General features: G+C 54.4%; 26 protein-coding genes. 11 read left to right on the top strand and 15 right to left on the bottom strand.

Annotation, left to right across the window (positions count from 1 at the left end):
• Position 1: 1 nt before the first annotated feature.
• The 4 genes from CS910_RS01840 to glmA are packed head-to-tail and all read left to right on the top strand — an operon-like array spanning position 2 to position 5,268.
• Positions 2-973 (top strand): ABC transporter ATP-binding protein, encoded by a 972-nt coding sequence (locus CS910_RS01840; protein WP_099209465.1) that lies wholly within the window; start codon positions 2-4, stop codon positions 971-973.
• A complete protein-coding gene (locus CS910_RS01835) occupies positions 970-1,935 on the top strand; it encodes an ABC transporter ATP-binding protein (RefSeq protein WP_099209464.1) in 966 nt (321 codons plus the stop codon). The genes CS910_RS01840 and CS910_RS01835 overlap by 4 nt, the downstream gene beginning before the upstream one ends.
• Position 1,936: 1 nt before the next feature.
• Positions 1,937-2,917 (top strand): glucosamine-6-phosphate deaminase, encoded by a 981-nt coding sequence (gene glmD, locus CS910_RS01830; protein ID WP_099209463.1) that lies wholly within the window; start codon positions 1,937-1,939, stop codon positions 2,915-2,917.
• 5 nt (positions 2,918-2,922) lie between these two features.
• Positions 2,923-5,268, top strand: a complete 2,346-nt coding sequence (gene glmA / locus CS910_RS01825; protein ID WP_099209462.1) for an exo-beta-D-glucosaminidase — start codon at positions 2,923-2,925, stop codon at positions 5,266-5,268.
• Positions 5,269-5,390: 122 nt separating this feature from the next.
• Here the strand turns inward: glmA and CS910_RS12115 are convergent, their stop codons facing one another.
• The 3 genes from CS910_RS12115 to CS910_RS01815 are packed head-to-tail and all read right to left on the bottom strand — an operon-like array spanning position 5,391 to position 6,039.
• The gene (locus CS910_RS12115) at positions 5,391-5,636 is read right to left on the bottom strand and encodes a PIN domain-containing protein (protein ID WP_262926561.1); all 246 of its coding nucleotides are present in this window, start codon (positions 5,634-5,636) and stop codon (positions 5,391-5,393) included.
• Positions 5,633-5,863, bottom strand: a complete 231-nt coding sequence (locus tag CS910_RS12110; protein ID WP_262926560.1) for a PIN domain-containing protein — start codon at positions 5,861-5,863, stop codon at positions 5,633-5,635. The genes CS910_RS12115 and CS910_RS12110 overlap by 4 nt, the downstream gene beginning before the upstream one ends.
• A complete protein-coding gene (locus tag CS910_RS01815) occupies positions 5,851-6,039 on the bottom strand; it encodes a hypothetical protein (RefSeq protein ID WP_099209461.1) in 189 nt (62 codons plus the stop codon). Before CS910_RS01815 ends, CS910_RS12110 begins: the two co-directional genes overlap by 13 nt.
• A 254-nt stretch (positions 6,040-6,293) precedes the next feature.
• Between CS910_RS01815 and CS910_RS01810 the strand changes: the two genes are divergently transcribed.
• On the top strand, positions 6,294-7,154 hold the full coding sequence (locus CS910_RS01810; protein ID WP_099209460.1) for a cation diffusion facilitator family transporter: 861 nt from the start codon (positions 6,294-6,296) through the stop codon (positions 7,152-7,154).
• Positions 7,155-7,295: 141 nt separating this feature from the next.
• Positions 7,296-8,177, top strand: coding sequence for an AAA family ATPase (locus CS910_RS01805; RefSeq protein ID WP_099209459.1), 882 nt, complete (start codon positions 7,296-7,298; stop codon positions 8,175-8,177).
• A 10-nt stretch (positions 8,178-8,187) separates the two neighbouring features.
• On the opposite strand, the gene mfnA is transcribed toward CS910_RS01805, so the two are convergent.
• The 3 genes from mfnA to CS910_RS01790 are packed head-to-tail and all read right to left on the bottom strand — an operon-like array spanning position 8,188 to position 10,798.
• Entirely contained in the window at positions 8,188-9,342 is a 1,155-nt protein-coding gene (gene mfnA / locus CS910_RS01800) for a tyrosine decarboxylase MfnA (RefSeq protein WP_099209458.1), read from the bottom strand.
• Between the two features lie 33 nt (positions 9,343-9,375).
• Positions 9,376-10,548 carry a cation:proton antiporter gene (locus CS910_RS01795; RefSeq protein ID WP_099209457.1) on the bottom strand — a complete coding sequence of 391 codons (1,173 nt, stop codon included), beginning with the start codon at positions 10,546-10,548 and terminating at the stop codon, positions 9,376-9,378.
• Position 10,549: 1 nt separating this feature from the next.
• Positions 10,550-10,798: a TIGR00304 family membrane protein gene (locus CS910_RS01790; RefSeq protein WP_099209456.1), complete on the bottom strand. Its 249-nt coding sequence runs from the start codon at positions 10,796-10,798 to the stop codon at positions 10,550-10,552.
• A gap of 74 nt (positions 10,799-10,872) precedes the next feature.
• On the opposite strand from CS910_RS01790, the gene CS910_RS01785 reads away from it, so the two are divergent.
• The 3 genes from CS910_RS01785 to CS910_RS01775 are packed head-to-tail and all read left to right on the top strand — an operon-like array spanning position 10,873 to position 14,143.
• Positions 10,873-11,568: an HAD family hydrolase gene (locus tag CS910_RS01785; protein ID WP_099209455.1), complete on the top strand. Its 696-nt coding sequence runs from the start codon at positions 10,873-10,875 to the stop codon at positions 11,566-11,568.
• Positions 11,540-12,163: a diacylglycerol/polyprenol kinase family protein gene (locus CS910_RS01780; RefSeq protein WP_099209454.1), complete on the top strand. Its 624-nt coding sequence runs from the start codon at positions 11,540-11,542 to the stop codon at positions 12,161-12,163. Before CS910_RS01785 ends, CS910_RS01780 begins: the two co-directional genes overlap by 29 nt.
• Before the next feature lie 48 nt (positions 12,164-12,211).
• Positions 12,212-14,143, top strand: a complete 1,932-nt coding sequence (locus CS910_RS01775; protein WP_099209453.1) for an alpha-amylase/4-alpha-glucanotransferase domain-containing protein — start codon at positions 12,212-12,214, stop codon at positions 14,141-14,143.
• Positions 14,144-14,146: 3 nt separating this feature from the next.
• On the opposite strand, the gene CS910_RS01770 is transcribed toward CS910_RS01775, so the two are convergent.
• The 3 genes from CS910_RS01770 to CS910_RS01760 all read right to left on the bottom strand — a co-directional run bounded on the left by CS910_RS01770 (position 14,147) and on the right by CS910_RS01760 (position 17,642).
• Positions 14,147-14,797, bottom strand: a complete 651-nt coding sequence (locus tag CS910_RS01770) for a DUF257 family protein (RefSeq protein ID WP_099209452.1) — start codon at positions 14,795-14,797, stop codon at positions 14,147-14,149.
• 182 nt (positions 14,798-14,979) lie between these two features.
• On the bottom strand, positions 14,980-17,214 hold the full coding sequence (locus tag CS910_RS01765; RefSeq protein ID WP_099209451.1) for a 6-pyruvoyl-tetrahydropterin synthase-related protein: 2,235 nt from the start codon (positions 17,212-17,214) through the stop codon (positions 14,980-14,982).
• Complete coding sequence (locus CS910_RS01760; protein WP_099209450.1) at positions 17,211-17,642, bottom strand: hypothetical protein; 432 nt, start codon at positions 17,640-17,642, stop codon at positions 17,211-17,213. Before CS910_RS01760 ends, CS910_RS01765 begins: the two co-directional genes overlap by 4 nt.
• Positions 17,643-17,752: 110 nt before the next feature.
• Between CS910_RS01760 and CS910_RS01755 the strand changes: the two genes are divergently transcribed.
• The gene (locus CS910_RS01755; protein ID WP_317450591.1) at positions 17,753-19,027 is read left to right on the top strand and encodes a glycosyltransferase family 2 protein; all 1,275 of its coding nucleotides are present in this window, start codon (positions 17,753-17,755) and stop codon (positions 19,025-19,027) included.
• Here the strand turns inward: CS910_RS01755 and CS910_RS01750 are convergent.
• The 4 genes from CS910_RS01750 to CS910_RS01735 are packed head-to-tail and all read right to left on the bottom strand — an operon-like array spanning position 19,020 to position 23,362.
• Positions 19,020-19,514 carry a hypothetical protein gene (locus CS910_RS01750; RefSeq protein WP_099209449.1) on the bottom strand — a complete coding sequence of 165 codons (495 nt, stop codon included), beginning with the start codon at positions 19,512-19,514 and terminating at the stop codon, positions 19,020-19,022. The genes CS910_RS01755 and CS910_RS01750 overlap by 8 nt on opposite strands.
• A complete protein-coding gene (ttuA, locus tag CS910_RS01745; protein WP_099212361.1) occupies positions 19,511-20,425 on the bottom strand; it encodes a tRNA-5-methyluridine(54) 2-sulfurtransferase in 915 nt (304 codons plus the stop codon). Before ttuA ends, CS910_RS01750 begins: the two co-directional genes overlap by 4 nt.
• Positions 20,426-20,471: 46 nt before the next feature.
• Positions 20,472-22,397 carry a hypothetical protein gene (locus tag CS910_RS01740; protein ID WP_099209448.1) on the bottom strand — a complete coding sequence of 642 codons (1,926 nt, stop codon included), beginning with the start codon at positions 22,395-22,397 and terminating at the stop codon, positions 20,472-20,474.
• The gene (locus tag CS910_RS01735; protein ID WP_099209447.1) at positions 22,385-23,362 is read right to left on the bottom strand and encodes a hypothetical protein; all 978 of its coding nucleotides are present in this window, start codon (positions 23,360-23,362) and stop codon (positions 22,385-22,387) included. Before CS910_RS01735 ends, CS910_RS01740 begins: the two co-directional genes overlap by 13 nt.
• Before the next feature lie 229 nt (positions 23,363-23,591).
• Here CS910_RS01735 and CS910_RS01730 point away from each other — a divergent pair, with 229 nt between their 5' ends.
• The gene (locus tag CS910_RS01730) at positions 23,592-24,422 is read left to right on the top strand and encodes a carbohydrate kinase family protein (RefSeq protein WP_099209446.1); all 831 of its coding nucleotides are present in this window, start codon (positions 23,592-23,594) and stop codon (positions 24,420-24,422) included.
• Here the strand turns inward: CS910_RS01730 and CS910_RS01725 are convergent.
• Positions 24,412-24,840 carry a hypothetical protein gene (locus tag CS910_RS01725; RefSeq protein WP_099209445.1) on the bottom strand — a complete coding sequence of 143 codons (429 nt, stop codon included), beginning with the start codon at positions 24,838-24,840 and terminating at the stop codon, positions 24,412-24,414. The two genes, CS910_RS01730 and CS910_RS01725, sit on opposite strands and share 11 nt — an antisense overlap.
• Positions 24,837-26,129: a DUF58 domain-containing protein gene (locus CS910_RS01720; RefSeq protein ID WP_099209444.1), complete on the bottom strand. Its 1,293-nt coding sequence runs from the start codon at positions 26,127-26,129 to the stop codon at positions 24,837-24,839. The genes CS910_RS01725 and CS910_RS01720 overlap by 4 nt, the downstream gene beginning before the upstream one ends.
• Positions 26,130-26,131 lie beyond the last annotated feature (2 nt).

The raw sequence follows: 26,131 nt of genomic DNA, 5'->3' as shown, positions 1-26,131 counted from the left end.
GATGGCAATGCTCACCGTTGAAAACCTTAAAATCTACTACTCAACCCCACTCGGCCACGTAAAGGCCGTTGACGGGGTTTCCTTTGAGGTTAGGGAGGGCGAGGTCTTCGGTGTGGCCGGTGAGAGCGGTTGCGGGAAGTCAACGCTCGTCCACTCCTTAATCCTTAGGAAACCTCCGATGGTGCACATGGGCGGCAAAGCTCTCTTCAAGGGCAAGGACCTCATGACGATGGGGCCGGAGGAATCCAGAAAAATCCGCTACACGGAGCTCTCGATTATTCCCCAGTACGCCATGAACGCCCTCAACCCAACGAAGAAAATCAAGGACATCGTCTGGGACTTGGCTAGAGAGCACGGCTACACCGACAGGGAGGAGATAGAGAAACTCCTACGTGAGAGGCTCGAGATGGTAAAGCTCTCGCCCAAGGTTGCCGACATGTATCCCGTCGAGCTGAGCGGTGGAATGCGCCAGCGCGCGACGATGGTCGTCTCTACCCTCCTTAACCCTGACCTGCTCATCGCGGACGAGGTCACCTCTGCCCTCGACGTCACGACCCAGCGCGTCGTCATCGAACTCCTCCACCACTTCATGAAGGAGGGAATCGTCAAGTCAATCATCTTCGTCACCCACGATTTGGCCCTGCTCGACAAGATAGCCGACAGGATAATGATAATGTACGCTGGCAAGGTGGCCGAGATTGGTCCCACCGAGGAAGTCATCAACGAACCGAGCCATCCCTACACCCAGCTTCTCCTCAACTCCCTGCCGAGAATGGGAGTGCAGTACAAGAAGCAGAAGCTCAAGGGAATTCCAGGCTACCCAATTAGTTTACTCAACCCGCCGAAGGGCTGCCGCTTCTACACGCGCTGTCCGTATGCCCTCGATAAGTGCCAGCACGTTGAACCAAGGCTCGTGAAGGTCGGCGAAGAGCACTACGCGGCCTGTCATCTCCTCGGGGGTGAAAGCCAATGAGCGAACTTCTCAGGGTTGAACACCTCACAAAGATATTCACGTCCGGTCTCATCGGCGGCTTTGAGATTAGGGCGGTTGATGACGTCAGCTTCACCATGAGGACCGGTGAAATCGTGTCTTTGGTTGGGGAGAGCGGTAGCGGAAAGACGACAACAGGAAAGCTCATCCTCCGCCTCATCCAGCCAACCAGCGGAAAGATACTCTTCGAGGGTAAGGACGTAATCAAGATGAGCAAGAACGAGCTCAAGAAGAACTACTACCGCCAGGTTCAAGCCGTCTTCCAGGACCCCTTTGCGAGCTTCAACCCGCTCCACCCGATTGACAGGGCCTTCGACCTGATATTCGACTCCTACCTCCCCGACGTCAGCAAGGGCGAGCGCGATGAGATGATTGACAAGGCCCTCATCCAGGTCGGCCTCAACCCGGACCAGATTCGCGGAAAGTTCCCGCACCAGCTCAGCGGCGGCCAGCTCCAGAGAATCCTCATAGCGAGGGCCTTACTGCTGAAGCCGAAGCTTCTCATAGCGGACGAGGCGGTTTCGATGCTCGACGCCTCGACGAGGATTGACGTCCTAAACCTACTCGGCGACTTCAGGGACAAGTACGGAACCTCGGTTCTCTTCGTTACCCACGATTTGGCTCTGGGCTACTACATCAGCGACACGACCATCATCATGTACCGCGGGACGATAGTGGAGATGGGGGACACTGAGAAGGTCTTCCACAACCCGCTCCACCCCTACACCCAGATGCTCCTTGAGAGCGTCCCCGATTTGAACGTCAAGTGGGAGTTCAAGGGAATCGAGCCCGAAAAGGAGGAGGGGACCGTTTACTCCATCGAGGGCTGTCGCTACGCCCCGAGATGTCCCAAGGCCAAGGAGGAGTGCTTCAAGGTTCGCCCAGCTCTCCACGAGGTTGAGAAGAATCACTGGGTTGCCTGCCATCTTTACGGAGGTGAGTGAGATGCACTCGACGATTAGGGAGATTAGGAAGACTCCGGAGGGAATAATGAAGGCCCAAAAGGCCTTTGAAGATTTCACGACAAATCACGACTTCCGGTTACCGAGAGAGATAGTTTACACTGGCTGTGGCAGTTCACACTTCCTGTCGCAGCCGCTGGCCATGGCAACCACCCGCCTCGGGGGCAGGGGAGTGGCCCTCCCCTGCTCCGAACTTCTTTATTCGCGCGAATGGTACAGCATAGGAAACCCCGAGTTTCTGGTGGCAATCTCGCGCTCCGGGGAAACGACTGAAGCTATTAAAGCCCTAAAAGCCCTTGACGTCCCCAGGTTCGCTCTCACGGCCTACGAGAGCACCCTTTCGAGGGAAGCGGACTATGCGCTAATCGTTCCCGCCCACGAGGAGAGCGTCGTAATGACTCACTCTTTCCCGGCCTTCTACTTCGCCTACCTCCAGCTGCTCCTCCACTCGTACGGGAGGGAAACCTTGGACGCCGGGCACGTATCTTCCCTCACCGATGACGTGCTCAAGAACGAGAACCACGTGAGGGAGATTGTGGAGGGCTTCGACTTCCGGAACGTCATCTTCCTTGGCTCTGGGATACTCTATCCAATAGCCCTGGAGGCCATGCTCAAGATGAAGGAGATGGCCCTCTTCTGGAGCGAGGCTTATCCCACGTTCGAGGTAAGGCACGGCTTCAAGTCCATAGCGGACGAGGGAACGCTCGTCGTCCTCCTCGTGAACGAGCCCTTCGACTGGCACGAGAAGCTGACGGGGGAGTTCCAGAGCCAGGGGGCGAGGGTTCTCACCGTCGGAAGGCACGACACCGGGGCGGACTACTTCATTGAAATCCCAGAACTGGACGAGCTTGCAAGTCCCGTCCTCTACCTCCCGATAATTCAGTTCCTCGCCTACTACAAGGCCGTGTCGCGCGGTTTGAATCCGGACAACCCGAGGTTCCTCAGCAAGGTGGTCAAGTGGTGATGGTGATGAAAGTTGGCCACGATGGTAAGACTTACCTACTGGATGGGGAGCGCTTCCAGGTCTACGGGGGAACGCTCCAGTTCTTCAGAGTCCCAAGGGAGAGCTGGAAGGAAAGGCTGGAGAGGATGAAGAGGCACGGCCTCAACACGGTAGATACCTACGTTGCCTGGAACTGGCACGAGCCCGAGAAGGGAAAGTTCGACTTCATCGGCGAGACGCACCCCCAGAGAGACTTAATAGGCTTCCTTGAGCTGGCAGATAAAGTCGGCCTGAAGGTCATCATAAGGCCCGGCCCCTACATCTGCGGCGAGTGGAGGAACGGCGGAATACCTGAGTGGCTCATAAGGGAACACCCGGAAATCCTTGCGAAAGGCCCCAACGGACCCCTGCCGAGGGACATCTACTACCCCCCGATTACCTACCTCCACCCTACATACCTCAAGGCCGTCTCTGAGTGGTACGATGAAGTTCTCCCGATAATCAGGGACTACCTCTACACCAACGGCGGGCCGATAATAAGCGTCTCCATAGACGACGAGCCGTCTTACTGGGAGACCATCTTCCAGCCCTTCCTCACCGACTACAACGAGGTCATCACTCGTCCGGACGGCCTGTGGGAGGAGTGGCTTCGCTCCAACTACTCCCTCGACGAGCTGAGCGAGCGCTACGGAACGCCGATAAGTGATTACTCCGAGGTCTACGCGCCGGCGAGCGAGAACGAGCCGTTGCCAAAGATACTCGACTGGCACCACTTCAAGATATGGATGACCAACCGCTACGTGGAAATCCTCTACGACCACCTCAGGCGCTACATCGACGTCCCGATAAGCATCCTCGACCCCTACCTGCTCCTCGCGGCCTGGAGGCACTTCTACCGCTACGTTAAGGAGAGAAACCTTGACATCCACCTCTGGACAGAGTTCTGGTACTCCTTCTACCGCTCCTTCGACCTGAAGGAAGACAGGCTCGGCCACATCTACTACAAGACCGGGGTCTACCGCTTCTACCAGAGGAGGCTCGGAACTCCCCCGCTCAGCATAGAGACGCAGGTTTCCCTGGCCCACACCATTGAGCCCGATGAAGCGGAGCACCTCTACTCCCTCATAGCCTCGCTCGGACTTCACAACATCAACTACTACCTCTACGTCGGCGGTGAGAACCCGAGGGGCTACGAGTCCCACAACGGCGTGACCTGGGATGTCTACTCGCCGATAGGCCTCGACGGGAGCGAGAGGCCCCACATTGAGCCGATAAAGTGGCTCGGCGAGTTCCTGCTCAACAACCCTGCCTTCGCCGACGCCGAGCTGAGGCCGAAGGTGGCCTTCGGAACCTACGAGCCCTACGAGGCTATAGCCACCTTCGGCCTGAGGAAGGGCCTGACCGAGAGCGTGAACCTCAACGAATACCTCCTCGGCGAGAGGGGTCTCTTAACGCTTCTCGCCATGAGCAACGTTCCCTTCGACGTCCTCGACCTTGAGGAGGCGAGCGTTGAGGAGATGCTCTCCTACGGCCAGCTCTGGGTGTACAGCCTCGACTTCATGTCCCGGGAGGTCCAGGACAAGCTCGTGGAGTTCGTTGCGAGGGGCGGAAACCTCGTAATCCTGCCGATGCTTCCATATCTCGACGAGAACATGAAGCCCTACTCCGCCCTCGCCGAGTTCCTCGGCGTCGAGGTTGAGAGGGCCGAGGCGAGGGACAATCCGAGACTGATTCAGTTCACGAGCGTCGAGAGCGACGGGATTGACAGAATGCTCGTCAGGAACACCATCAGAGAGGTTAAAGGCGGTGAGCCGTTCGTCTTCCACTACGGCAGGCCCGTCGGAACGCTCGTCAGGAGGGAAAAGGGGAGCGCCGTCGTCCTCGGCTTCAGGCTCCAGTACTACAACAGCTACCATGACCTCCACAGGAAGTTCGTTGACAAACTGCTGGAGATGCAGAACGTGAAGAGGGACTTCGATGTCACGGACAGGGACATGATAGTGATTCCGCGCGGCAACTACCTTGTCCTGCTCAATCCGCGCGGCCACAGGGTCTTCGGAAAAGTACGGTACAGGGGAATCGAGGTTCCCCAGCTCCTCGACGGCATCGAGATGGGGAAGCGCGGTGCCCTCTTCCTGCCCTTCGGCGTTAGGGTCGGAGACGTTGAGGTGGTCTACGCGACGGCTACACTCCTTGGCGGGGACGGAAAAACACTCCGCTTCAGGAACCACTTGAGCGGTTCCAGCGAGGTCGCTTTGCGGGGCGTTGAGCGGGTCAAGGCGGTTGAGGGCAGAATCGTGGACGAGAGCTTTGAGGACGGAATCCTGAGGGTCGTCGTCGAGCACGATAATGAGTTCAAACTGGGCCTCTGACTCCACTGCCTCCTTCACTTTTTGCTTTTGAAACCTTTTTAAGGCCCTTCTCTTATTGTTCTCCGCGATGATGAGTGATGGGCGAACCGAAGGGTGAGGAAGGAAAGGTGATCGCTGAGCACTCATTTTCCTTCTTCGAGGGCATTTGGGATTTCCTCAGGGGATTTCAACAGTTCAATCCTCTCTCCTTCGTATGCCTCTTCAAAATCGCTGTCGAAGGAGATTAGATACTTAATCCCGTAGAACTTGCAGGTGGCCAGTATTATCGCATCGTTGGGAAGAATCCCGTATTTGGCCATGTATTCAACGGCGAGCGTTTCAATGCTCCTGTTTATCTCAAGCTCCCTGAAAAGCCCGAAGAACGTCAAAAATTCCCTGAGTTCGGATTCATGGCCTTTGATGAGTTCCGGATTGTGCTTGAGTGTGTACGTCCTTTCCCCGTCAGTGCCCTTAGGTAAACCATGAGGGCCTCGCTGAAAACGATGCTGTTTGTGTATAAAATGTTAAACTTTTCTCGTATTTCCAGGAGGTCTATATTGCCTGCCAGATGTTCTATAATCACGTTTGTGTCAACGAATACCCCTAAACTGTCCATTCTTCCTCTACCTCTTTGAGGAGCTTTCTCAGGTCCATGCTCTGGAACTTTCCGTGAAGCTTCTTCGTCACGTACTCAATCTCTATCTCCCTCTCCACCATTCGCCTTATTCTGTTGAGGTCAATGCTCCTCAGAACATCATCGGGGACGTTAAGCTCAACGGTTATCTTTCCCATTCTCTCACCGATGGAGTTTTGCATTGTGAATAAATAACGTTTTTGTTCCCTTTGATTAACTTTTTAAGCGCCCGTTCCAACTTTTTTCGGGATGATGAGTTCAGCCTTGTCCGAGCTGTGACGAGGGAGTGACGGACTGACCGCCACTTTTTTTAAATTAGCCTAATTGAATTCGAAAACCTAATAATCTTAGAAAGCTGAAGGGAATTAGAAAAGTTTAAATATTGTGTGCATATGCACAAAAAGGTGATACGATGGAGGAGATTTACAAGCCCATATGGGTCAGCATAATCGGCAACGTCCTCCTCGCTATCATGAAGCTCAGTGTGGGATTCATCTACTCGAGCATAGCCCTCATCTCCGACGGCGTCCACTCCCTCAGCGACGTCGTCACGAGCGTCGCCGGCTACTTCGGCATAAAGGTGGCGTCAAAACCGCCGGATAAGGACCACCCCTTCGGTCACTCCCGCTTTGAGCCCCTCGTGGCCCTACTAATTGGTGAGGCCCTGCTAGTGGTGGCTTACGAAATCGGCAGGGACTCGGTCGAGAGGCTCCTCCATGGGGAGCACATAACTGTGAACTCGATAATGCTCGGAGTTACTGTAGTGTCAATCCTCGCGAAGGAACTGATGTTCCGCTATTCCGTCTACGTGGGCAGGAAGCTCAACAGCCAAATTCTGATTGCCGACGCCTACCACCACAGGAGCGACGTTTTGAGCAGTGTTGCCGTCTTAGTAGGTCTCGGCCTCCAGAAGTTCGGCTTCCAGTACGGCGACGCTTTAGCTGGTCTCGTCGTCGCGGTCTTCCTCGTGAAGGTGTCCTTTGAGATAATCCTCGAGAACGTGGGCTACCTGACCGGAAGAGCTCCATCCTTCGAAATCTGTGAGGAAATCAAGAGGCGTGCGCTGAATGTTCCCAACGTCCTTGGAATCCACGATTTAAGGGCCCACTACGTTGGAAACAAGCTCCACGTTGAGCTCCACATAGAAGTTCCGCCGGGGCTGTCCCTGAAAGAAGCCCACGACGTCAGCGAAGAGGTGAAGAAGAGGATAGAGGAGATTCCCGAGGTCGAGAGGGTCTTTGTCCACGTTGACATAAAGGGGGTTACGAAGTAGCGCAAAGTTTATTTATGGACCCCCCAAACTGGTTTGGGGGGTATTGGTGAGGGGAGTCAAATTCTTTGACTAGAGGCCCAGAAAAGACCCCGAAAGCGCTCTTTGGCAGGGAAAACGAGTCTCGCAATTGCGAGTTCTCACATGTTTTCGAAGAACAACGGATACAACGTTGTGTTCGTCGATTTGAGAAATTCAACAACCTCTCGTCAGGCTACGGAAAGGATACTCTCTCGCCTGCCTGAATCCATTATCAACAGGGTTGCCAAGTATCTCTCGGGTGTTAGCCTGGGAGCTGGTGGTCTTTCCGGCTCGATACGACTGAGACAGCACGCTTCAGCTTCCCGCGCCCTTGAAGATGCACTCTTTGAACTTGATAGAACTATCCTGATACTCGATGGAATCCAGAACATCGTGCAGGGAGTTGTGCCGTTTATGCGTGCCCTTGCAACGGCCTTTAATGAAAACGACACCCTGCTCGTGGTTTTCACGGGTTCGTACGCTGGCGTTCTCAGGAAGCTCTTTGAAACCTCGCCCCGCGATGAACCCTATGGGCGACCTCCAATTCAGATTACTGTTTCCCCGTGGCCCGAGTTTACGGCGCTGGACTTTCTGAGAAAGGGTTTGACGGAATGCGGGGTGGGGTACACGAATAACGAGCTCGGAATGGTTCTCTGGAAACTCGGAACCCTTCCCGGCTGGCTGAACCTTTATGGACTCAGGAGGTGCTTGGGGGATTTGCATGAAGAAGCCCTCGGCTCAGTCTTCTCTATGGGGATAAAGGACGCCCGCAGGGAGCTTGAGAACTTCATTGCGGGCAGAACCCCAAAAGCTCGCACTGCCCTTAAAATGCTCTCCTACGGTGCAACTTGGGGAGAGTTGCTTAGAAAAACAGCGATGTCGAAGGAGACCCTGAGCAGACTTTTGGATGCCTTAATGAACGAGCTTTTTATTGTATCAAAGGACGAGGTTGGAGTGTACCGTATATCCGACCCTCTGTATCGGTATTCCGCTGAGAGGCTGTGAAGTGGCTTTTTCATTTACCCCTTACAACCTCCCCCAAATCCCTCAAAAACTCCTCCAGATGCTCCCGCCTCACGTGGGGCATCAGGACAATTCTGATGTAGCCCCTGTGCGCGCTGATTCCCCAGCCCCTCCTCTTCAGCTCCTCCTCGACCCACTCAAGGTTCTCAGTGCCGAAGGAGACGATGTTGAGAACCGGCTCGCGGATGAGGTAAACGCCCGGAATCTTCTTCAGCTCCCCCGCGAACCACCGGCTCAGCTCCATGGCCTTCCTCACGATTTCCTTGTAGCCCTCGAAGCCGAGGTGCTTAATCATCGCCCAGACCGCTAATGCGTTTGCCCCGGGCCTCGTTCCCGTTATAGTGGCCTGCCATATCCTTCCTCCTGCTAAGTAAGGGGCCAAAACGCTTATCGTGTCTATATACTTCTTCTCGCGGAAGATTATCCCGCCCGCTGGAATCGGCACCATGCCCATCTTGTGGGGGTCTATGGTTACGCTCTTCACGCCTTTAAGCCGGAAGTCAAAGTCCGGGATATCGTAGCCGAGGGCCTTCGCGAAGGGAATGACGAAACCGCCAAACGCCGCATCGACGTGGAGTGGAAGCCCGTAGTCGAGGGCCAAATCGCTCAAAGCGGGTATGTCGTCAACCACCCCGAGGCCCGTCGTTCCCGCTATTCCGACGATTCCAATCGTGTTGTCCGTAATCTTCTCCTCTACGTCCCTCACGTTGACGGTGTAATCATCGTTCAGCTCCGCCCAGACGAGTTTAACTCCGAGCATCTCGCCGGCCTTGATGAAGGAGAAGTGGGCGCTTTTCGGAAGAATCAGCTCCGGCTTTTCCACCTCCGCTAGGTTGCGGAAGGCCCTCACAGCCAGGATGTTGGCCTCTGTTCCGCCGGAAACTATGTGTCCGTAGCCCCTTTCGAGGCCGAGTAGGTTTGAGAGCATCTCGACGGCCTCTTCCTCGACTTTACGGCTCCCCGTGTGCAGGCCGGGGTCGCCGAGGTTCCTGTCTATGAACTCCGTGATGATTCTAACCGCGAAGGGATGTGGATACGTGCACATCGAGCCGAGAATCTTCCCGGAGTCGAAGGTCAGGTCTTCGGCAGTCTTCAGCCGTAGCTCGTCGAGCACTTCATCCTCGTCCGCTCCCCTCTCTGGAAACATGCTCTCACCTGGGGGCGGTAGGGTTCGTTGAATTTAAGCTTTTACCTTTTCGATATACTTCTTAAAGAATATTGGTGTCGTCAGCGCCGTCAGCATCGAGACCGTTACGACGCTTGCGAAGAGGGCTTGGTCGATTATGCCCGCGTTGAGGCCGAAAGTGAGTATCGCGAGCTCAAGGCTTCCCCTTCCGCCCATTCCTATGCCGACGGTGATGGAATCGTTCCAATCGAGGCCCGAGAGCTTTGCGCCGAGACCGCACCCGATAAGCTTTCCGAGAACAGCCGAGACGTAGAGGAGGCCTATGAGGGCGGGGCTGAGGGCATTTACCGGCGGGTTGAAGACGAGGCCAACGTAGATGAAGAACAGGGGTATGAAGAACTCAGTGAGGACGACCTGAAGGTCCTCAATAAGCTCGTTGAGCTTAATCCTCGTGACGACGAGCGGGTCCTTCCTCTCGCGGAGCCTGCTTATGGTGAGTCCCGCCAGGTAGGCCCCGATTATCTGGTTTAAGCCAACCCATTCCGCTATTATGGCCAGAGTGAACGTGAGGATGAGGGTGAATGTGAAAAAAACGTTGAGGTTTTTGACTATGGAGTAGAACCACTTGGACCTCTTAAAGACCAGTTCAGAAACGAGCAGGGCTGAGACTATGAAGGCGAATATCTTGACGGTTAAAACGCCGAGGAAGGGCGCGCTGAGGCTTCCCTTGGTCATTCCGGTGATTATTCCTATGAGGTAAACCGCTATTATGTCGTCAACGAAGGCCGCACCCATTAGAATCGAGGAAACTTCCCGCTTCACCCGCTCTCTGACAAGGACGCCACTTGTAACCTCTATGGCCGTGTTTCCAAGAACAGCGCCTATGAAGATTGCCGCGGCAGTTCCCTTTCCAAACGAATAGACCGTCATGAACCCGAAGAGGAACGAAAACGCAACGCCGAGGGACGCCACGAGCACGGCCTTCCCTGTGTTCTGGGCTATCGCCGAGAAGTTGCTGGTTAGACCCATGTAGAGCATCATCATTATGAGCCCGAACTCCGCTAAAACTTTGAGCTCCTCTCCCGGTTGAACGATTCCGAGGATGAACGGACCCAAGACTATGCCCGTGACGACGTGGGCTATTATGGGGTGTATTTCAATTCTCTCAAACGCCCACTCGAGGCTCTTGGCAACGACCAGGAGAAGGGCGAGGTAGCCGAGGTACACTTCATCCCCTCCTGACGAGGAGAACACCGACTATCCAGAGGAGCATGAGAACGAGCGCGATTATTGAGGCCACCGTTACCGCGTTTCTGTTCGTGCCGAAGACTATCGGGATGGGGCCAATCATTATCACTCCTCCTCCCTCAACGTCTCCCCCACTCCCAAACGCCGAGACGAGAGTTCCCACGAAGACCAACAGAAAGCCTATGAGTATCAGCACGATGCCGGCCCCTATCAATACCTCTCCCTTCATCGCCGTGAAGTTAATCCTTCTTTTTTTAAACTTTCCCACCGGAAGGGTTTAAAGCGCAAAACCCAACTTTTAACATGCTCGTGCTCGTGGACCTTGACGATACCCTTTGCAACACGTGGGAAGCTGGAAAAAGGACAATACTCCGAGCGGTTCCTTTTCTCGTTCGTCGGGGCAAGTTCAGGGCCCTCCTTTACCTCTTGGTAGCTAAGTACCGGGGTCTGGAGGACTCTGAAAGACTCCATACCCTTGACCTTCACGAGCTCGTTGAGGAGCTCTTTGGGAGGATATACCCTGAAATCACGGAGAGGGAGCTTGTTGAGCTGTCCACCTTCGTTGAAAATCATTTTTTCAGGCATCTAAGGCTCTACGATGATGCCGTTCCCTTCTTGGAGGGCATTAAGGAGCTCGGTGCGAGGGTTGTCCTTATAACCGATTCCTCAACAAACTGGCAGAGGAAGAAGCTTGAGGTCCTGGGGATAATGGATTACTTTGACGACGTAATCATAAGCGGTGAAACCGGCCACAGCAAGTTCGAGAGCCACAACTTCCGCCTCGCCCTAGAAAGGTTTCCGGACAAAGAGGTATACGTCGTTGGCGACCGCGACGAGACCGATATGGCGGGTGCACGGGCCATAGGAGCGGTGGGTATACTCGTGAGGCGGGGTTACTTCAGCGGGAAGAGGGTCAGGAACGCCGACTACATTGTGAGGAACCTTCTTGAAGCCCTGGAGGTGATTAAACGTGAGCATCAAGCGAGAGCTCAAGCGTAAGGCCCTTCACCTCACTGGACTTCTAATCCCGGCCTTCTACCTCCTCCTGGGCAGGGACTTCACTATATCCTTCATCGGCGTATCGTTCCTCACGTTCGTCGTTCTCGAACCCTTCCGAGTAATTGAGGAGTGGCGCGACTCCATAAAGCGGCGTCTCGGTGTCTATGCTCCCCCAGAGGTCATGAGCAGGATAGAGCAGATTGAAAACCACATAGACGACATCACCCGCTCCCACGAGAGGAACCGTGTCGCGGCACACATCTACTTCGCGGCGGCTTCCTTCATCGTCGTTTACTTCTTCCCCAAGAGGATAGCCATAGGTGCGATAGGGCTCGCCACCCTCGGCGACGCGCTCGCAGCGATAATCGGGAAGACCTTTGGCAAACACCGCTTCTCCAACGGCAAGAGCTTGGAGGGTAGCCTCGCCTACTTCATTACCGGAATGGTGCTACTGACTCCCCTCGTGGGTCCGGTTCCGGCCTTCGTGGGTTCTCTCGCAGGGATGATAGCGGAGTTCTACAATCTCCCACCGGACGACAACTTCTCCAACCAGCTCGCCGTTGCGCTCGCGCTCTACGTTGCCTCGTTCCTTTGACGGGGAAAGGATTATATCACTTAAAGTGATATTATGTGTGGTGGGAGCATGAAGCTGATATTCGGAATCCACAACCACCAGCCCCTCGGCAACTTCGGCTGGGTTTTCGAGAGCGCCTACGAGAGGGCCTACAAACCGTTCCTTGAGACGCTCGAAGAGTATCCAAACATGAAGGTTGCCGTCCACTACTCCGGCCCACTCCTGGAGTGGATAGCCGGCAACAGACCGGAGCACCTCGACCTTCTTAAAAGCCTCGTGAGGAGGGGTCAGGTCGAGATTATCGTTGCCGGCTTCTACGAGCCGGTTCTGGCATCAATTCCAGAGGAAGACCGGGTCGAGCAGATTAACCTCCTCAAGGAATTCGCCGGAAAGCTCGGCTACGATGCCAGGGGGCTCTGGCTGACCGAGAGGGTCTGGGAGCCCGAACTCGTGAAAACCTTGCGGAAGGCGGGGATAGAATACGTTGTCGTTGACGACTACCACTTCATGAGCGCCGGCCTGCCGAAGGAAAGCCTCTACTGGCCCTACTACACGGAGGACGGCGGTGAAACTGTGGTGGTCTTCCCGATTGACGAGAAGCTCAGGTACCTCATCCCCTTCCGCCCGGTGGAGAAGACGATTGACTACCTCCACTCCCTCGACGACGGCGACGAGAGCAAGGTAGCGGTCTTCCACGACGACGGCGAGAAGTTCGGCGTCTGGCCCGGAACCTACGAGTGGGTTCACGAGAAGGGCTGGCTCAGGGAGTTCTTTGACAGGATTTCGAGCGACGAGAGGATAGAGGTTCTCCTCTACTCCGAGTACCTGAGGCAATTCAGGCCGAGGGGCCTCGTCTACCTGCCGATAGCTTCCTACTTCGAGATGAGCGAGTGGTCCCTACCGGCGGAGCAGGCGAGGCTCTTCGTCGAGTTCGTGAACCTGCTGAAGGCCGAGGGGATTTTTGACCGCTACCGCGTCTTCGTAAGGGGCGGAATCTGGAAGAACTTCTTCTTCAAGTACCCCGAGGGCAACTACACCCACAAGAGGATGCTGATGGTCAGTAAACTCGTGAGGAACAACCCTGAGGCGAGGCGGTTCCTTCTGAAGGCCCAGTGCAACGACGCCTACTGGCACGGCGTCTTCGGCGGAATCTACCTCCCGCACCTCCGCAGGGCCATCTGGGAGAACATCATAAGGGCGAACAGCTACGTTTCCACTGGAACGTTCGTTCGCGACATTGACTTCGACGGCCTCGAGGAGGTCTTCATCGAGGGAGAGAACTTTTACTACTCCTTCAAGCCCGGCCTCGGCGGTTCTCTCGTCGAGCTGAGCTCGAAAGAACGGGCAGTTAACTACGCCGACGTCCTGGCAAGGCGCTACGAGCACTACCACTCCACCGGAAGCGCCGTCCCGGAGGAAGAGGGCGACGGTGTCGAGAGCATTCACGAGCTTTCGGGCGAGGTTCCGGAGGAGATTAGGAAAGAGGTCGCCTATGATTCAGTCAGGAGGGCGCTCCTCCAGGACCGGTTCCTGAAGCCTGAAACGACCCTCGACGACTTCAGGCTGAACCGCTACGAACCTTTAACTGACTTCGCTGGAAAGCCCTACTGGTATTCGCTCGATGGAAACGGGCTGAGGCTCTGGAGGAATGAGGGGGACTTCTCGGTCGTCAAGGTCTTCAGGCCGGATGAGAAGGGCTTCACTGTTGACTACACCGTCTCGGGAAGGGGGACCTTCGCGGTCGAGCTTAACGTTGCAGTCCACAGCGTGATGGAGGCGCCGGGGGAGCTGGAAGGCTTGAGGATTGAGGTGAACGACAGATACGCCGTCGGGAGGTTCACCGTTGAGCTCGATAGAAAAGCGAGAATATGGAAGTTCCCGGTAAAAACGCTGAGCAAGAGCGAAAGCGGGTGGGACTTCATTCAGCAGGGTGTCAGCTACACCTTCCTGTTCCCGCTCGACGGGGAGCTGAAGTTCGGACTCCGCTTTTCGGAGCTTTGAGTTTTATATTCTTATGGAAACCCCTTCCATGTCCTTCTTTATTGACTTCACAACTTTAAACTCGGTCATCTTGCCGTTTGAGGAAACCCTGATTACTGTCGTGGCTATGTCTTCCAGGAGGTTCAGCAGGAACCGCCTGCTCTCATCGAGGAGGCCCGTCTTTACGAAGTGAACAGCGAGTCTCCTGTCATCTCCAACGTACCTTGAAACGAGACTCAGAACGAGGTGAACGTTCTTTGGTAGCACCTCCGAGGCGACGAACAGCTTCTCGACTCCGAGCGCTATCGTGAGAACCGGTGCATTCTCCTCGACGAACTTCTCGTAGGCTTCTCTAAACTTCCCAGCCACTATTACGGGCTCGCTTAGGTCGCTTATCCACGCAACGACGTTTCCAACCTTGGTTTTTCCTCCTATCTTTATGACGCTGACTTTCTCGAAGGTCTCCCCGTCAAAGCCGGCCAGTTTTGCCTTGGCCTTGAGGAGGTGGAGGGAATCAACGACATCAACAACGAGTATCGAGTAGCCCTTGGAGAGTCCCCACGTTATGAGCTGATACAGCCCCCGGTACTGGTCCTTGACGTCGGAGCGTTCCAGTATGACGACCTCTCCCCTCTTGAGGGATTCCCATAGCCCGGAGATGATGTCATCCAGCATGGGCGTCACCTTTGGTTACTTTGGGTTATTTTATGTTAGTGGGGTATATAAACGATTCGAAATACCACCGAAGGGGCTAAAATAAAAAAGAAAATCCGTTTGCAAGCCCTTACATTTTTCTTTTGAAAGCCTCGCCCCTCTAGAGCGGAGAGGAGGTCAGGCCTCGGATAGGGTGGCCCTCATCATCGCTCAGGGCCCGAAAGTCTCCTCATCGGCGCGAACTTCATCAGAGCGTAGAGAGCCAGTATTGCCCAAGCGAGTGCTGAATAGTAGCGGAGTCGCTCAAGAGGGTCCTTAAAAACAGCACTTACCTCTGAAGCTCCCTTCCCAACGTTTATTAACGTCAGTCCCGTTCTGTCATCCCGGGTGACCTTAACTTCACGTCCGTTCACATAGACCCTCCAGTATGGAAAGTACGCCTCCGAAACGCGGAGGAGAGCCGGCCTTTCGGTGGTGACCTCGAAGGAGTAGCTACCCTCACCGCGGGTGAGTCTCGCTATCTTGATTTTTTCGTGGGGGATTAAGTCCCTCAGGATTTCCAGCTCGTACTTCGAGCCCGTGTAGGCTATGTGGTAGAGGAAGTTGCCGCCGAGGGCGTAGAGAGTTCCCCTACCAACCCTTTTAACGCCGATGAGCGTCCAGTTGCCCATCCTCACTATCGGTGTGACGTTCGTGAACACCGGTCCGTACCATGGGGAGTTTTCATACCTGAACTGTGCGAAGCGTGAGACGTTGTAAACTGCCGATGATAACTCTGAGGAGTTTATCGTCCTCACAGATGCGTTGACCCCAAAGAGCACACCGGTCTTATTTGGAACCCATACGAGGGTTCCACCTCCTTTCAGGAATTTGAGGAGTCTCTTCGCCGTTTCGTTGTCTGGGTTGCCGGAGTATATTATAACGTTCACCCCCGAGATGTTGAGGGGGAGTCTCTTCGTATAAGCGTAGTCGAGGGGCAGGTCGTAGAAATGACCAACCATCAAGGCTGACACCGGCTGGACGAAGCTGACGTTGGCTTCATAGACCCCATACCTCCCAATCGTGGCCACCTTCACGTAGCCCGGCTCCTTAGCGTTGATTAGGTACCTCACGTCGTAGGCCTTCAGGTAGGGGCTCGCGTTACCATTGGTTGCAATCAGGTACCAGAGCCTGTCTATCTCCCTGTCGGCTGGATTGCCCTCATGGTACCAGCCGTTGAGCGTGTCCTTTCCTGAGAGGGCCGGCAGATAGCTGTAAACCGCCCCGGGGTTGTTCACAAGAAAGCGCCAACTACTCCCAGGTTGTTCCGCGAGGTATCCCGCAAGTTGAAGCGTGTCTTGGGGAATGCTACCAATAGAAGGAATCTCCCCTGTGAACGGCACGAGCAACACGACGAGGGTGATTAGCCCCGCGGCCGTTGCTTTCCTAACTTCCAGCCCACTTAGCGCGTCGGCTACTATGAGGGGAACGAGGACGTTCGTGACATCGAGCCACCTGTACGGGGGAATCAGGGAAACAATCGGGAGTGAGTACAGCCAGGGGGTTGGGGAGTAATAGCCGAGGCTGAGGTAAACGGCGGCTGCAAGGAGGACCATCTTCCTAATGTCGCCCCTCCCTAACTTCCGAGCCATCCCCCAGAGAAGGATTGTTAGGACGAGTGGCATGGCCATTTCTGGCCTCGTGAGGTAACTTGGGCTGAGGCTGTAGTGCTTAAACAGCCACGGGCTCATGTCCATCCTCCAGAAGTCGGCCCATTTTCTGTCGTAGAAGAACGGGATGTACCAGAACGCCGTTAGAAAAATCACCGCGCCGGCGACCCTCAGGGAGTTTCCTATGACGCGGAGCTCTCCGAGACTCTCCCAGTGAAGTGCGAGCGCGAGAATCAGGAGCGGAATCACAATTGAATGGTGCGTTAGGAGGACGAGTGAAATGGAGAGTGCCGAAAGGATGAGGTACCTCTCCCTGTGCTCCGACAGGAGGAGAACTCCAAGGAGAAAGAGCGGGGAGAGGTTTATGGCGTTCGCCCTCGGGAAGTTGCCCTCGATGTACGCAACTCCGAGGTGCCAGGGGAAGAGAAGGAAAACGAGAGGTGCCATGTACGGTTCTCTCTTGAGCCTCTTGAGGTAGAAGTGGAGGGCGAGCGCCCCGAGGAACGCGCTCAGCATCAGTGTAACCGCATAGCCCCTGAGGGCGCTCCCGAGAAGTTTCCCAAAGAACGCCGCGGTCAGGTAAGATGCGGGAGGATAAAACCTGAGGAAGGGGAAGCCCGCGTACCACTCCTCTATCCAAGGTTTCCAGCCGACATCCATGAGCTCGTGGACCTTGAAGAGGTGCCCGAGGTTGTCCCCCCTCAGGGCCGGCTGGGCAGGGGCTAGGAACAGGGGTAGGAACTCAAGTACCGAGACCGTCAGTAGGAGCAGGACGTATGCTCTCCTCACGGTTCCGCCCCCAGGATTTCGATGAGCTCAGCTATTCCCTGCACCGTCGCGGAGAAGAACCAGTTTGTTCCGTCCCAGCCAATCCATAGTCCCTCTCCAGCGTGGACCACCCCTATTCTCCCGCCCGGGACCTCTATGAACGCCTCTCCCTTTATCTCTCGCCCAGGCAGAACGCCAACGGCGAGTGCCCTTCCGAGGTACCTTGTGAGCTTTAGAATCCTCCTCAGAACGTCCACGGTCGCCTCATCCTCGAACCAGACGAGGACCTCTCCCGTTGAGTAGTTGTGGACGACCCTGCACCTGTGCTTCCCTATTGTGAACTCTGCGGAGTACCTCTCCGTGCTTTCTCCCTCGACCGCTCCCTCTCCAGCAAGTTCCCTTGTGAACCTGCCCGGGTGGGATGCTCCCACGATTTTTATCCCGGCCATTTTAACCAGTGGTTATTTATATACCCCTACCTAAAACTCTTATGATGAAGCCCTCCCTCAAATTCCAATCCGTGCTTTACCTATACATCCTCCTGCTCGCGGGGTTTTCCGTGTTAGTTCCGGTTCCCTACATACTTGAGGCCGTTCTCCTGTTCCTCTTTTTGATGGTCTCGTCCGGCCTTATCTTTTACACCCTCCTGGTTCTGGCCACCCGCAGGGGTTATCCAATGAAGTCAAAACCCGTCCCCCGAGGCTTCTTTGAACCGACAGTTTACGTGCTTATTCCCGCTCACAACGAGGAGGCCGTCATAGAGAGAACGGCCCGCTCCGTGCTCAACCAGGACTACTCGAACTTCAAGGTTTTCCTGATAAACGACAACTCCACCGATGGAACGCTGGAGGTCATGAGAAAGATTGAATCCTCATGGCGTGGAAAGGTTTTCGTCATCAACGTCCCTCCCCACAGGGGCAGGAGCAAGCCGAGGGCCATTAACTACGCTCTCGAACTCATTGAGAAGGCATTTAAACGGCCAGACTACGTTTTTCTTCTCGATGCAGACTACCTCATTGGACCGAGCGCTTTGAGAACCCTCGTCGGTATCATGGAGGGAGCACCGAACTACGTCATCGGCGTTCAGGGCAACGTCAGGCCGAGGAACTGGAACAGGAACTTCATCACGCGCTTTATAACCCTCGAGAGGCTGGTGGGTTTCAACGTGGCCATCGAGGGGGACATGAAGCTCAACGAGAACGGCAAATACGGAGGAACTGTGGCGTTGCTCCGCTTCTCACACCTTCTGCGCCTCGGCAAGTTCCGCGAGGACTCCGTCACTGAAGACACGGACCTCTGGGCGAGGGCGCTCATCGAGGGCTACCGCTTCTGGTACTACCACGGCGTCGTCGGCTGGGAGGAGGCCGTCGAAACGCTCAGGGACTACGTTAGACAGCGCTCCCGCTGGGCCCAGGGGCACCTTCAAGTCATGCTCGACTACTACTGGCCGGTTCTGAGGAGTTGTTCTGGCCTTGTGGAGGCCTTCATAGAGCACTTCTACATGATGAGCTACCTCGTTCCGGTTTTCTGGTTCCTGTCCGTTGTCCTCAATGGCTACCTCGTCCTCTCCGGAGGCGTCCCGCTGACCCTTGCTAGGCCTCGGCTTTTCCTCTCTGTTTCGATTCTCGCGTTCCTTGTCTTCTGGTTCTCCGTCGCTTATGCCAACTGGCTTGAGTGGAGGAGAACGGGTTTTGGTGTCCAGTGGTGGTTTGTGGTTGCCTACCCTCTATACTTCCTCCTCTTTGTCATCGCGGGCGTTGTATACACGATGCGCGGCCTGTTGAGACTCCTCGCTGGTAGGCTTCACTGGGAGAAGACGAGGCGCTTCACTTGAAGGGGTCCTTGAGTGCGAGCTTGTCGAGCTCTCCGTTCAGGACTTCAGAGTAGAGAAATGAGGCCGCCTTCAGGTTGTCCACAAATCCCTGAAGTGCGTGCTCGAAAATGCCCTTCAGGATGAGCATGACCGCGAGGAACGCGTAGCCTCCCCCTAAGACGTCGGCGGTTATGAAGACCAGCCCCGTGAGAATATGGAGCATTGCGTAGCCACCAAGGGGAGGGGAGTAACGACTGAAGAACCGCCAGTACGCCGTGAATCGCATCTTCCCAAGCTCTCCCTTTAAATCCGAGTACATGAGCGCTGAGGTTGTAAAGAAAGCCCATGAGGTGAGATATATTAGGGCAGGGGCCAACTGGCCATCCGCAGTCTTCACTCCCGTTATCACCGCAGAGACAGCTGAACACAGCCAGAGGAAGATAGTGTACGCTTTCATGACTGTGATGAAGGTTCTCCTTAGCTTTGGGAAGGTTGCAACGGTTCTCATTGCCTCACCCTGAAGTCTATCGGCTTCTCAAGCCTCCAGAACCTGCAGAACGAACAGACATCACCGCTCGACGGCATTCCGCAGACTCTGCACTCCCTCAGCTCCGCTTCCTGGAGCTCTGCCTCGAAGAGGTGCCTCTTTCTTAGAAAGCCCTTGACGAAGTTGATTTTCGTCCCGGGCCTCTTCTCTTCCATCTCGTTGAGTATCTCCTTGTATTCAATCGTCGTCGCTCCAACGGCGTGCGGGCACTCCTCCATCATGTAATCGATGCCGTTGGCGAGGGCGTATGCAACAACCTCCCTCTCGGTGACCTCGTACAGCGGTTTGACCTTCTTCACGAGCTTGCCGTTGAACTGGCTCAGCGTCACCGGCCCCTGCTTCGCCAAGTACTGCGTGTTCCAGTGCATCATGTTCGAGAAGATGAAGCTCGCCTCGTCGTCGAGGTTGTGGCCGGTAGCGACGGCGTCGAAGCCGTTGTCGTAGGCGAACTTGTTGAATATGTACCTCTTGGTGAGCCCACAGTAGGAGCACGTCGGCCTTCTCGTCCTGACCTCGCCGATTCCCTTCCCGAGGAGTTCCCTAACGCGGACGATGTGAAGCGGAACATCTAAGGCCTCGCACTGCTTTTTAGCGTAGCTCTCGCTCTTCTCGCTGTACTCGCCGATGCCAAGGTTTATGTGGAGGCACTCGATGTTGTAGCCGAGCTTCTTGAGGATGTAAGCGGTAACGGCCGAGTCCTTTCCACCGCTGACGACGACCAAAACCCTCTCGTCCGGTTTGAGCATCTTGTAGCGCTCTATCGTCCGCCTGACCTTTCTCTCGAAGTACTCCTTAAAGTGCTCCGGGCAGAGGTACATCCTCGGATAGTGGAGCTTGATGAAGGCAGGTTTCTCACAGAACTTGCATCTCATCGGCATTCTTTCCACCGGAAATAGAAGAGAGGGGTGGCTTTTAACGTTAACCTTTGGCCGATTCTCGATGGCACCTCCTTCTTGCGAGAAGCGCGGCGCTCAATGCAATAACCATTATCAGCCCAGGCCCGCAGATGCTTTTTTCTTTTGTGGCGGGTGATGGTGGGAGTGTAGTTGCGGTTTTCTCGATGCTCTCTGTGTGAACGGTCGTTTGGGTCATGGTTTCATTTGACTTTGAAGTGGCAGTTGTCTCGGCCTGGGTTTTAGTATGCTTGGCTTGCGTTTGTGTTTCAGCACTGCACAACCCAAAAGTCACGCTCGAATTGAAGGGATTCGGTAAGCCCCTAACCAAATCCCCCTTCAGACTCATAAGCCTGAGCAGGTCAAAAGCCGGCTTTAAAGTCCCGTTCACGTAATACAGTGCGTAAACACCGGAGGAATCGTCAACAGGCAGAAGAACATCACTCCGACCAAGGATTACTCCTCCAAAAGTAAAACGTCCACCGTAGTCGAATCCTGCGGTGGGGATTATTAAATAACCCTTTCCATCCTTTGCCGCGGCAAGCTTCCACTCCCAAACCTTTGGCGGGTAATACTTCGCCAGCTCAGTGAGGGGAATTTTTAGGGTTGTTCTGTTAAAGTGAAAAACCATGTAGTTCCCTTCAACGGTTCCGTTGGTGACAAGGCCGGGGGAGTTGTGGAAGTTGTTAATTAACTTCCAGCATGTTCCGTTGAGATAATAAGCGATTGAGGAGTTTATAACTGGAGGGGAATTCTCCCAGAGGAGCTCGTAGTGGTTCTTCCAGACGCTGAACTTGAACTCGTAAAGCCACCAGTCCGAGAGGTTGAACTGCTCAACGGTTGGTGAGAGATTGAAAAACCTTGGAATACTGTTCACGACAAGATAAGGATGAGGCGCCGGGGGAAATTCCATAAGCGCCCCGCCCTCCGTGAGAAAAGTATCGTTCCTTTCGATTGTAAGTACTGCGGAAGTGCCGTTTGATACAATGGAGAAATGGAGTTTGTAGTACTGGGTGAAGTTTTCAAAAAACTCCTGTGCTAATATGGGTGTTATCCACCTTTGGGGCGTCATTGAGATGACTGGGTTTTTCAGGTTTCTCAGTGGGTCTCCCTGGGGAGTAATTAGCCTCAAAACGTCCACGAGGGGTTTTAGCTTTCCCTTCGAGTAGATGAGGATTGGGATAGACTGATTGGCCTTTAACTCGACGCCCTTCGAGAAGTTAACGCCTACGTAAACTTTTCCATTGGCTTTCCAGTAGCTCAAACGCAAGGGATAAATTAGGAAGGCTTTTCTGTGAATTACCATGTATGAGGCCGTCGTTGAGTTCCAGATGTAAATCCTGCCAGAATACAACAACCCTCCCAAGTAGCCCAAAAGTTGTCTTGGATAGTAGCTTAGAAGTTCTCCTGTTGATAGTTTAATTGTCATGTTCAAGTCTTTGAAGGTTATGTAATCTCCCTCCAATTGCCCCGCAAATTGGAAGCTCGGAGCTTTATAGTGAATAACTGCAGGCACTGCGTATTTACCCACCCAGAGGTAGTCGTAGGTTGTGCCGTTCTCCGCCTGCCAGTGAATGATTGGAGCGCCGTCGTAAGAGAAGAGGGTAAAGTTGTTCGTTGGCCATGGGAGCGTTACGTTTCCGAGCCTGTGAGTTACTCCGGGGAGGTTCGTGAGGTTCACGTACTGGAAGGTCCAGTTGGTAATGTTATTGAACGATGGGTACGCGGTGTAAAGAAGGCGGTACTCGCCGGGGGAAGAGCCGTTCACCTGCCAGTAGGGTTTCACCATGATAATGAAGTATGGCAAAATTCCAATACTGTGGGGTTCAAGTCCCTCGATGGTGATTTGATAGGCCTGGAAGGTTTGAGTGCTGGAGGCAGAGACACCGTGAAATGGAACTATTGACATTGAAAGGATGAAAATAAGGAAACCAATCATTATTCGGGACATTTTCTCACTCTCCTCACTGTTTTTTCTGCAAAGAGAGCAGTTGTCCCAAGTAGGACAAGGAAAGCAGGCCCACAGATGCTCTTTTTGCCCCTATTCTCAACCACGGAGTTAGCAGTTGAATTGGTAGTATTCGCACTACCTTTGGCGCAGACAAACTTTTCCAAATCCATGAATTTAGGTGAACGGACGGTTTTGTTATCTGCAACAAAAAGTACGGGGATGTCCTCAACACCTTCCCCTGCGAGGACTTTGATTACCCCCATGTTAACCAAGATGACCCCGTGCTTTGCCTTAAACGCTTCCAGCTTCAGAACCGAAGTATTGACCCCTTCCAGGAGCGCAAGGGAGTAACTTCTTCCCAATCTGAAGTGAACCGTTCCATTCTCAATCCTCACGGGGACGCCGGTTAAGGAACCGCCGGGGATTTTGTAGTTGGAGACGTTCCAGACGGACCCATTGCAGGTGTCTATCTTCGTCCCATTGGGATACGAGACTATTCTACACGTTGAAACGTTTTCCAAACATGTTCCAGTGAACCGGTAGAGCGCTTTCACGGTCACGTTCTTGAGGAGCGTGAAGTTGTGGGACACACCTTCAATTGTGATTGTCACGTTTTTGTACGGGACGTGAGCCCTGTTGACGGTTAGAACGTAGAGCGTTCCGTTCACAAAACCGAGGAAGGTTTCCCGGCCGATGTCAGTGCCCCCAAGAAAGACGGCCTTGCTCCCGTCGGTGAGGAGGTAATATTCATTTGGTACACCTATCAGCACGGGCGTCCACTCCCCAGCTATCATCTCGCAGGTGTACGTGTTCTCTCCGATTCCAAGGAGAAGCCAGCCGTCGATAATGCTGATTGAATCCACGGAATAAATTTTGTACGGCGAGCAATCGGCTGAGACGGCCGGGAGAAAAAGCAGTGAGAGCACAGAGATTACCAAGACCACGTTGGGAATAACTTTTGACATGCCCCTCACCGAATCTCACGTGGCTCCTCGGATTTCACACAAGCCATTGACAAAATAATCAAAGCTCCTAAAAAGCTTTTGGTTACACTAAACCCCAATAGACAACTCAATACGTTTTATATTTTGTCCATTTAATTGGGTAGTAACCGCTTACCACGTATCCAATTCCACCGTTTGGCTTAAAACCCAAGGCGACGTAACGACTCCAATCAAGGTCAGGGGTGGTAGAATGGTCGAGCTCGTTGTCCTCGGTCACGTCTCGATAGACACGATAGTTTTCCCGGACGGGAGGAAAATCGAGATGCCCGGCGGTGCCGCGGCGGCCGTGGCGACTTCAGCCGCTCTGGCCGGCGCTAAGGTCGGTCTCGTCACGAAAGTCGGCGAGGATTTTCCGCGGGAGTGGCTTGAAAAACTGGCTCAATACGTTGACATTGGGGGAGTTCAAATCCTCCCCGGGAAGACTATTCACATCTGGGTTATCTACAAACCCGACGGAAGCGTTGAGTCACCGGTTGAGATGGGCGTTGCGGAGAGAATGGGCGAGACGCCGATTCCTGAGGATTATCTCAAGGCAAAAATCTTTCATATAGCTCCGATTCCGCCCGAGGAGCAGGTGAAGGTCCTCAATAGGCTTGAAAGGAGGAGAGTGAGCCTCGACTTTAACCCGACCTACTACGAGGACTACGGGAGAAAGCCCGACCTCGTGAGGGAGCTCGTATCTATGAGTTACGCAGTTTTTCCAAATGAGAGGGAGGCGAAACTAATCACCGGCCTCGATGACGTTAGAAAATCCGCAGAGGAGCTGTACTCCTGGGGAGCAGAGCTTGTTGTGATAACGAGGGGAGAGAGGGGAGTCCTGATTTACGACGGCGACTCCCACGAGTTTCCGGCGCTTCCCGTTGAGGGGGAGACAGACCCAACTGGAGCGGGTGATGCCTTCGCGGGTGGCTTTCTTGCCGGACTCGTGAAGGGTAAAAAGCTAGATGAGTGCGTGAGGATGGGCCTTGAGCGAGCGAGGGAAGTCCTAAAGAAAAGGGGGAGCTGGAGCATCAGCGTTTAACGACGATGTAGAACAGAACGTAGAGGAAAACGGCGAAGAGGGCTGCAACGACGGTGTTCACGAGGCTCGGAACGTAGAACGAGAGGAAGTAAGCGAGGTAGTAGATGGGGACGGCGAGCATCGTTCCGGCGAAGAGGACGTAGTAGTGCTCCGCCGGAGCGTTCCTCTTTGTAAGGTAAACCGACTCAACGTACTCGATTGCGAATACAAGCGTTATTAACCCCCAGAAACCGCCAACGGAGCGGTAAACCAGCAGGATTCCCAGGGCGGAGAGGGACAGGTAACCCGCGGGTTCCCAGAGGAAGGTAAGGAGCGCCGGGACGAGCACGACGAGGGCCTCAAGTCCCGGCCCAAAGGCAAGGTAGACGAATAGAGAAGTAAGTGCGAGAGTACCCAGTGAAACGAGTTTCCTAATCATACTCCAAGCACCTCCGCGATTGCCGCTTTAAGGGGTTTTCTGACGTCCCAGTCTATTATGAGTCCATAGCCCGCGAGGCTGTTGAGGATGGCCTTTCTCTTGAGCTGGACGAGCTTCATCGCGAGCTCCTCATCCTCGGTTTTCGGTTCGTATAGGCTGTTCGGGTTCGGGCTTATAACAACGACCTTGTAGCCAAATTCGGCGAGTATTTTCAGTGCTTTCCTGCTCTCCTCGGTTACGAGCGGTGAGAAATAAATAATCTGGGCCCGGGGTGGAAGAGATGTTTTGACGAGGTGCTCGACCTGGTAGGCGATGAAGTTGTTCTCGTCGGGCCTCGCGGTGCTGAGGAAATCGATGCACTTGAAGAAGTGCCTCTTGCCGTAGTCAACGCGGACCCACAGGGGTATCCTCTCCGCCATGAGGAGGCCGAAGCTCGTGCCGTCGTTCAGGGCGTTGAGCATGAGCGATGCAGCGGCGCGGATTAGGTAGTCAAAGACCGGCTCGTTCATTCTGGAGGCATCGATAACGAAGACGACGTCAACTTTCCTCTCGCTCTCAAACTCGTTGGCCATTATCCTTCCGGTTCTCGCGGTGGCCTTCCAGTTGATGACCTTGAGCGGGTCGCCGGGCTGATACTCCCTAATCGCGTGGAACTCGAGGCCGCCTCCAATGAGGGGAGATGGGAGCGGACCTATCGTTATCTTAGTTCCCTTGGTCGAGTAGGGTGTCTGAACCTCGTAAAGGATTGGAACCCCAACTATCTCGGTGAAGTGGTCCACGATGCGGTCTGAGGAGAAAAAGCCGAAAGGGTCGCGGTAGGAGACCCGAACGCCCTCAAACCGGTAGATGCCGCGCTTCACCTTGACCCGGTACCTAAGAACGCCCTCCTCTCCGGGTCCAAGGGAGAAGACCTTCTCAGGTTTCCCAACGACCTCAAGGTCGGGAACGAGGTCCCTGACCCGAAAGTAATCAACGCGGAAGTCCGTTTTGACGTGAACCTCGATTTCAGCCTCCTGACCCTCCAAAAAGCGGTTGTGGGAAACGACGCGCCAAACCTCAACGTTTCCGGTTGGCTTGAAGAAGAGGTACGAGACTGAAAGGAGCGTCAGATACGGTAGCACCAAGTAGACCATCTCCCACCTGAGGAGAAGGAACGAGACAAGGGGAATGACCCAGAGCGAAATCAGGTAGAGGGCAAGCTTTGAGGTCGGAGAAACTTCTGTCTCCTCACCTTCCTCCTCGAGGGGAATAACCGAAGGCTGATATGGAATTCCCTCGAAGCCTAACATGC

Source organism: Thermococcus henrietii (assembly GCF_900198835.1).
In the GTDB taxonomy this organism is placed as follows: domain Archaea; phylum Methanobacteriota_B; class Thermococci; order Thermococcales; family Thermococcaceae; genus Thermococcus; species Thermococcus henrietii.
The sequence above is the reverse complement of the archived record's forward strand: the minus strand, read 5'-3'. Positions and strand labels throughout refer to the sequence as shown.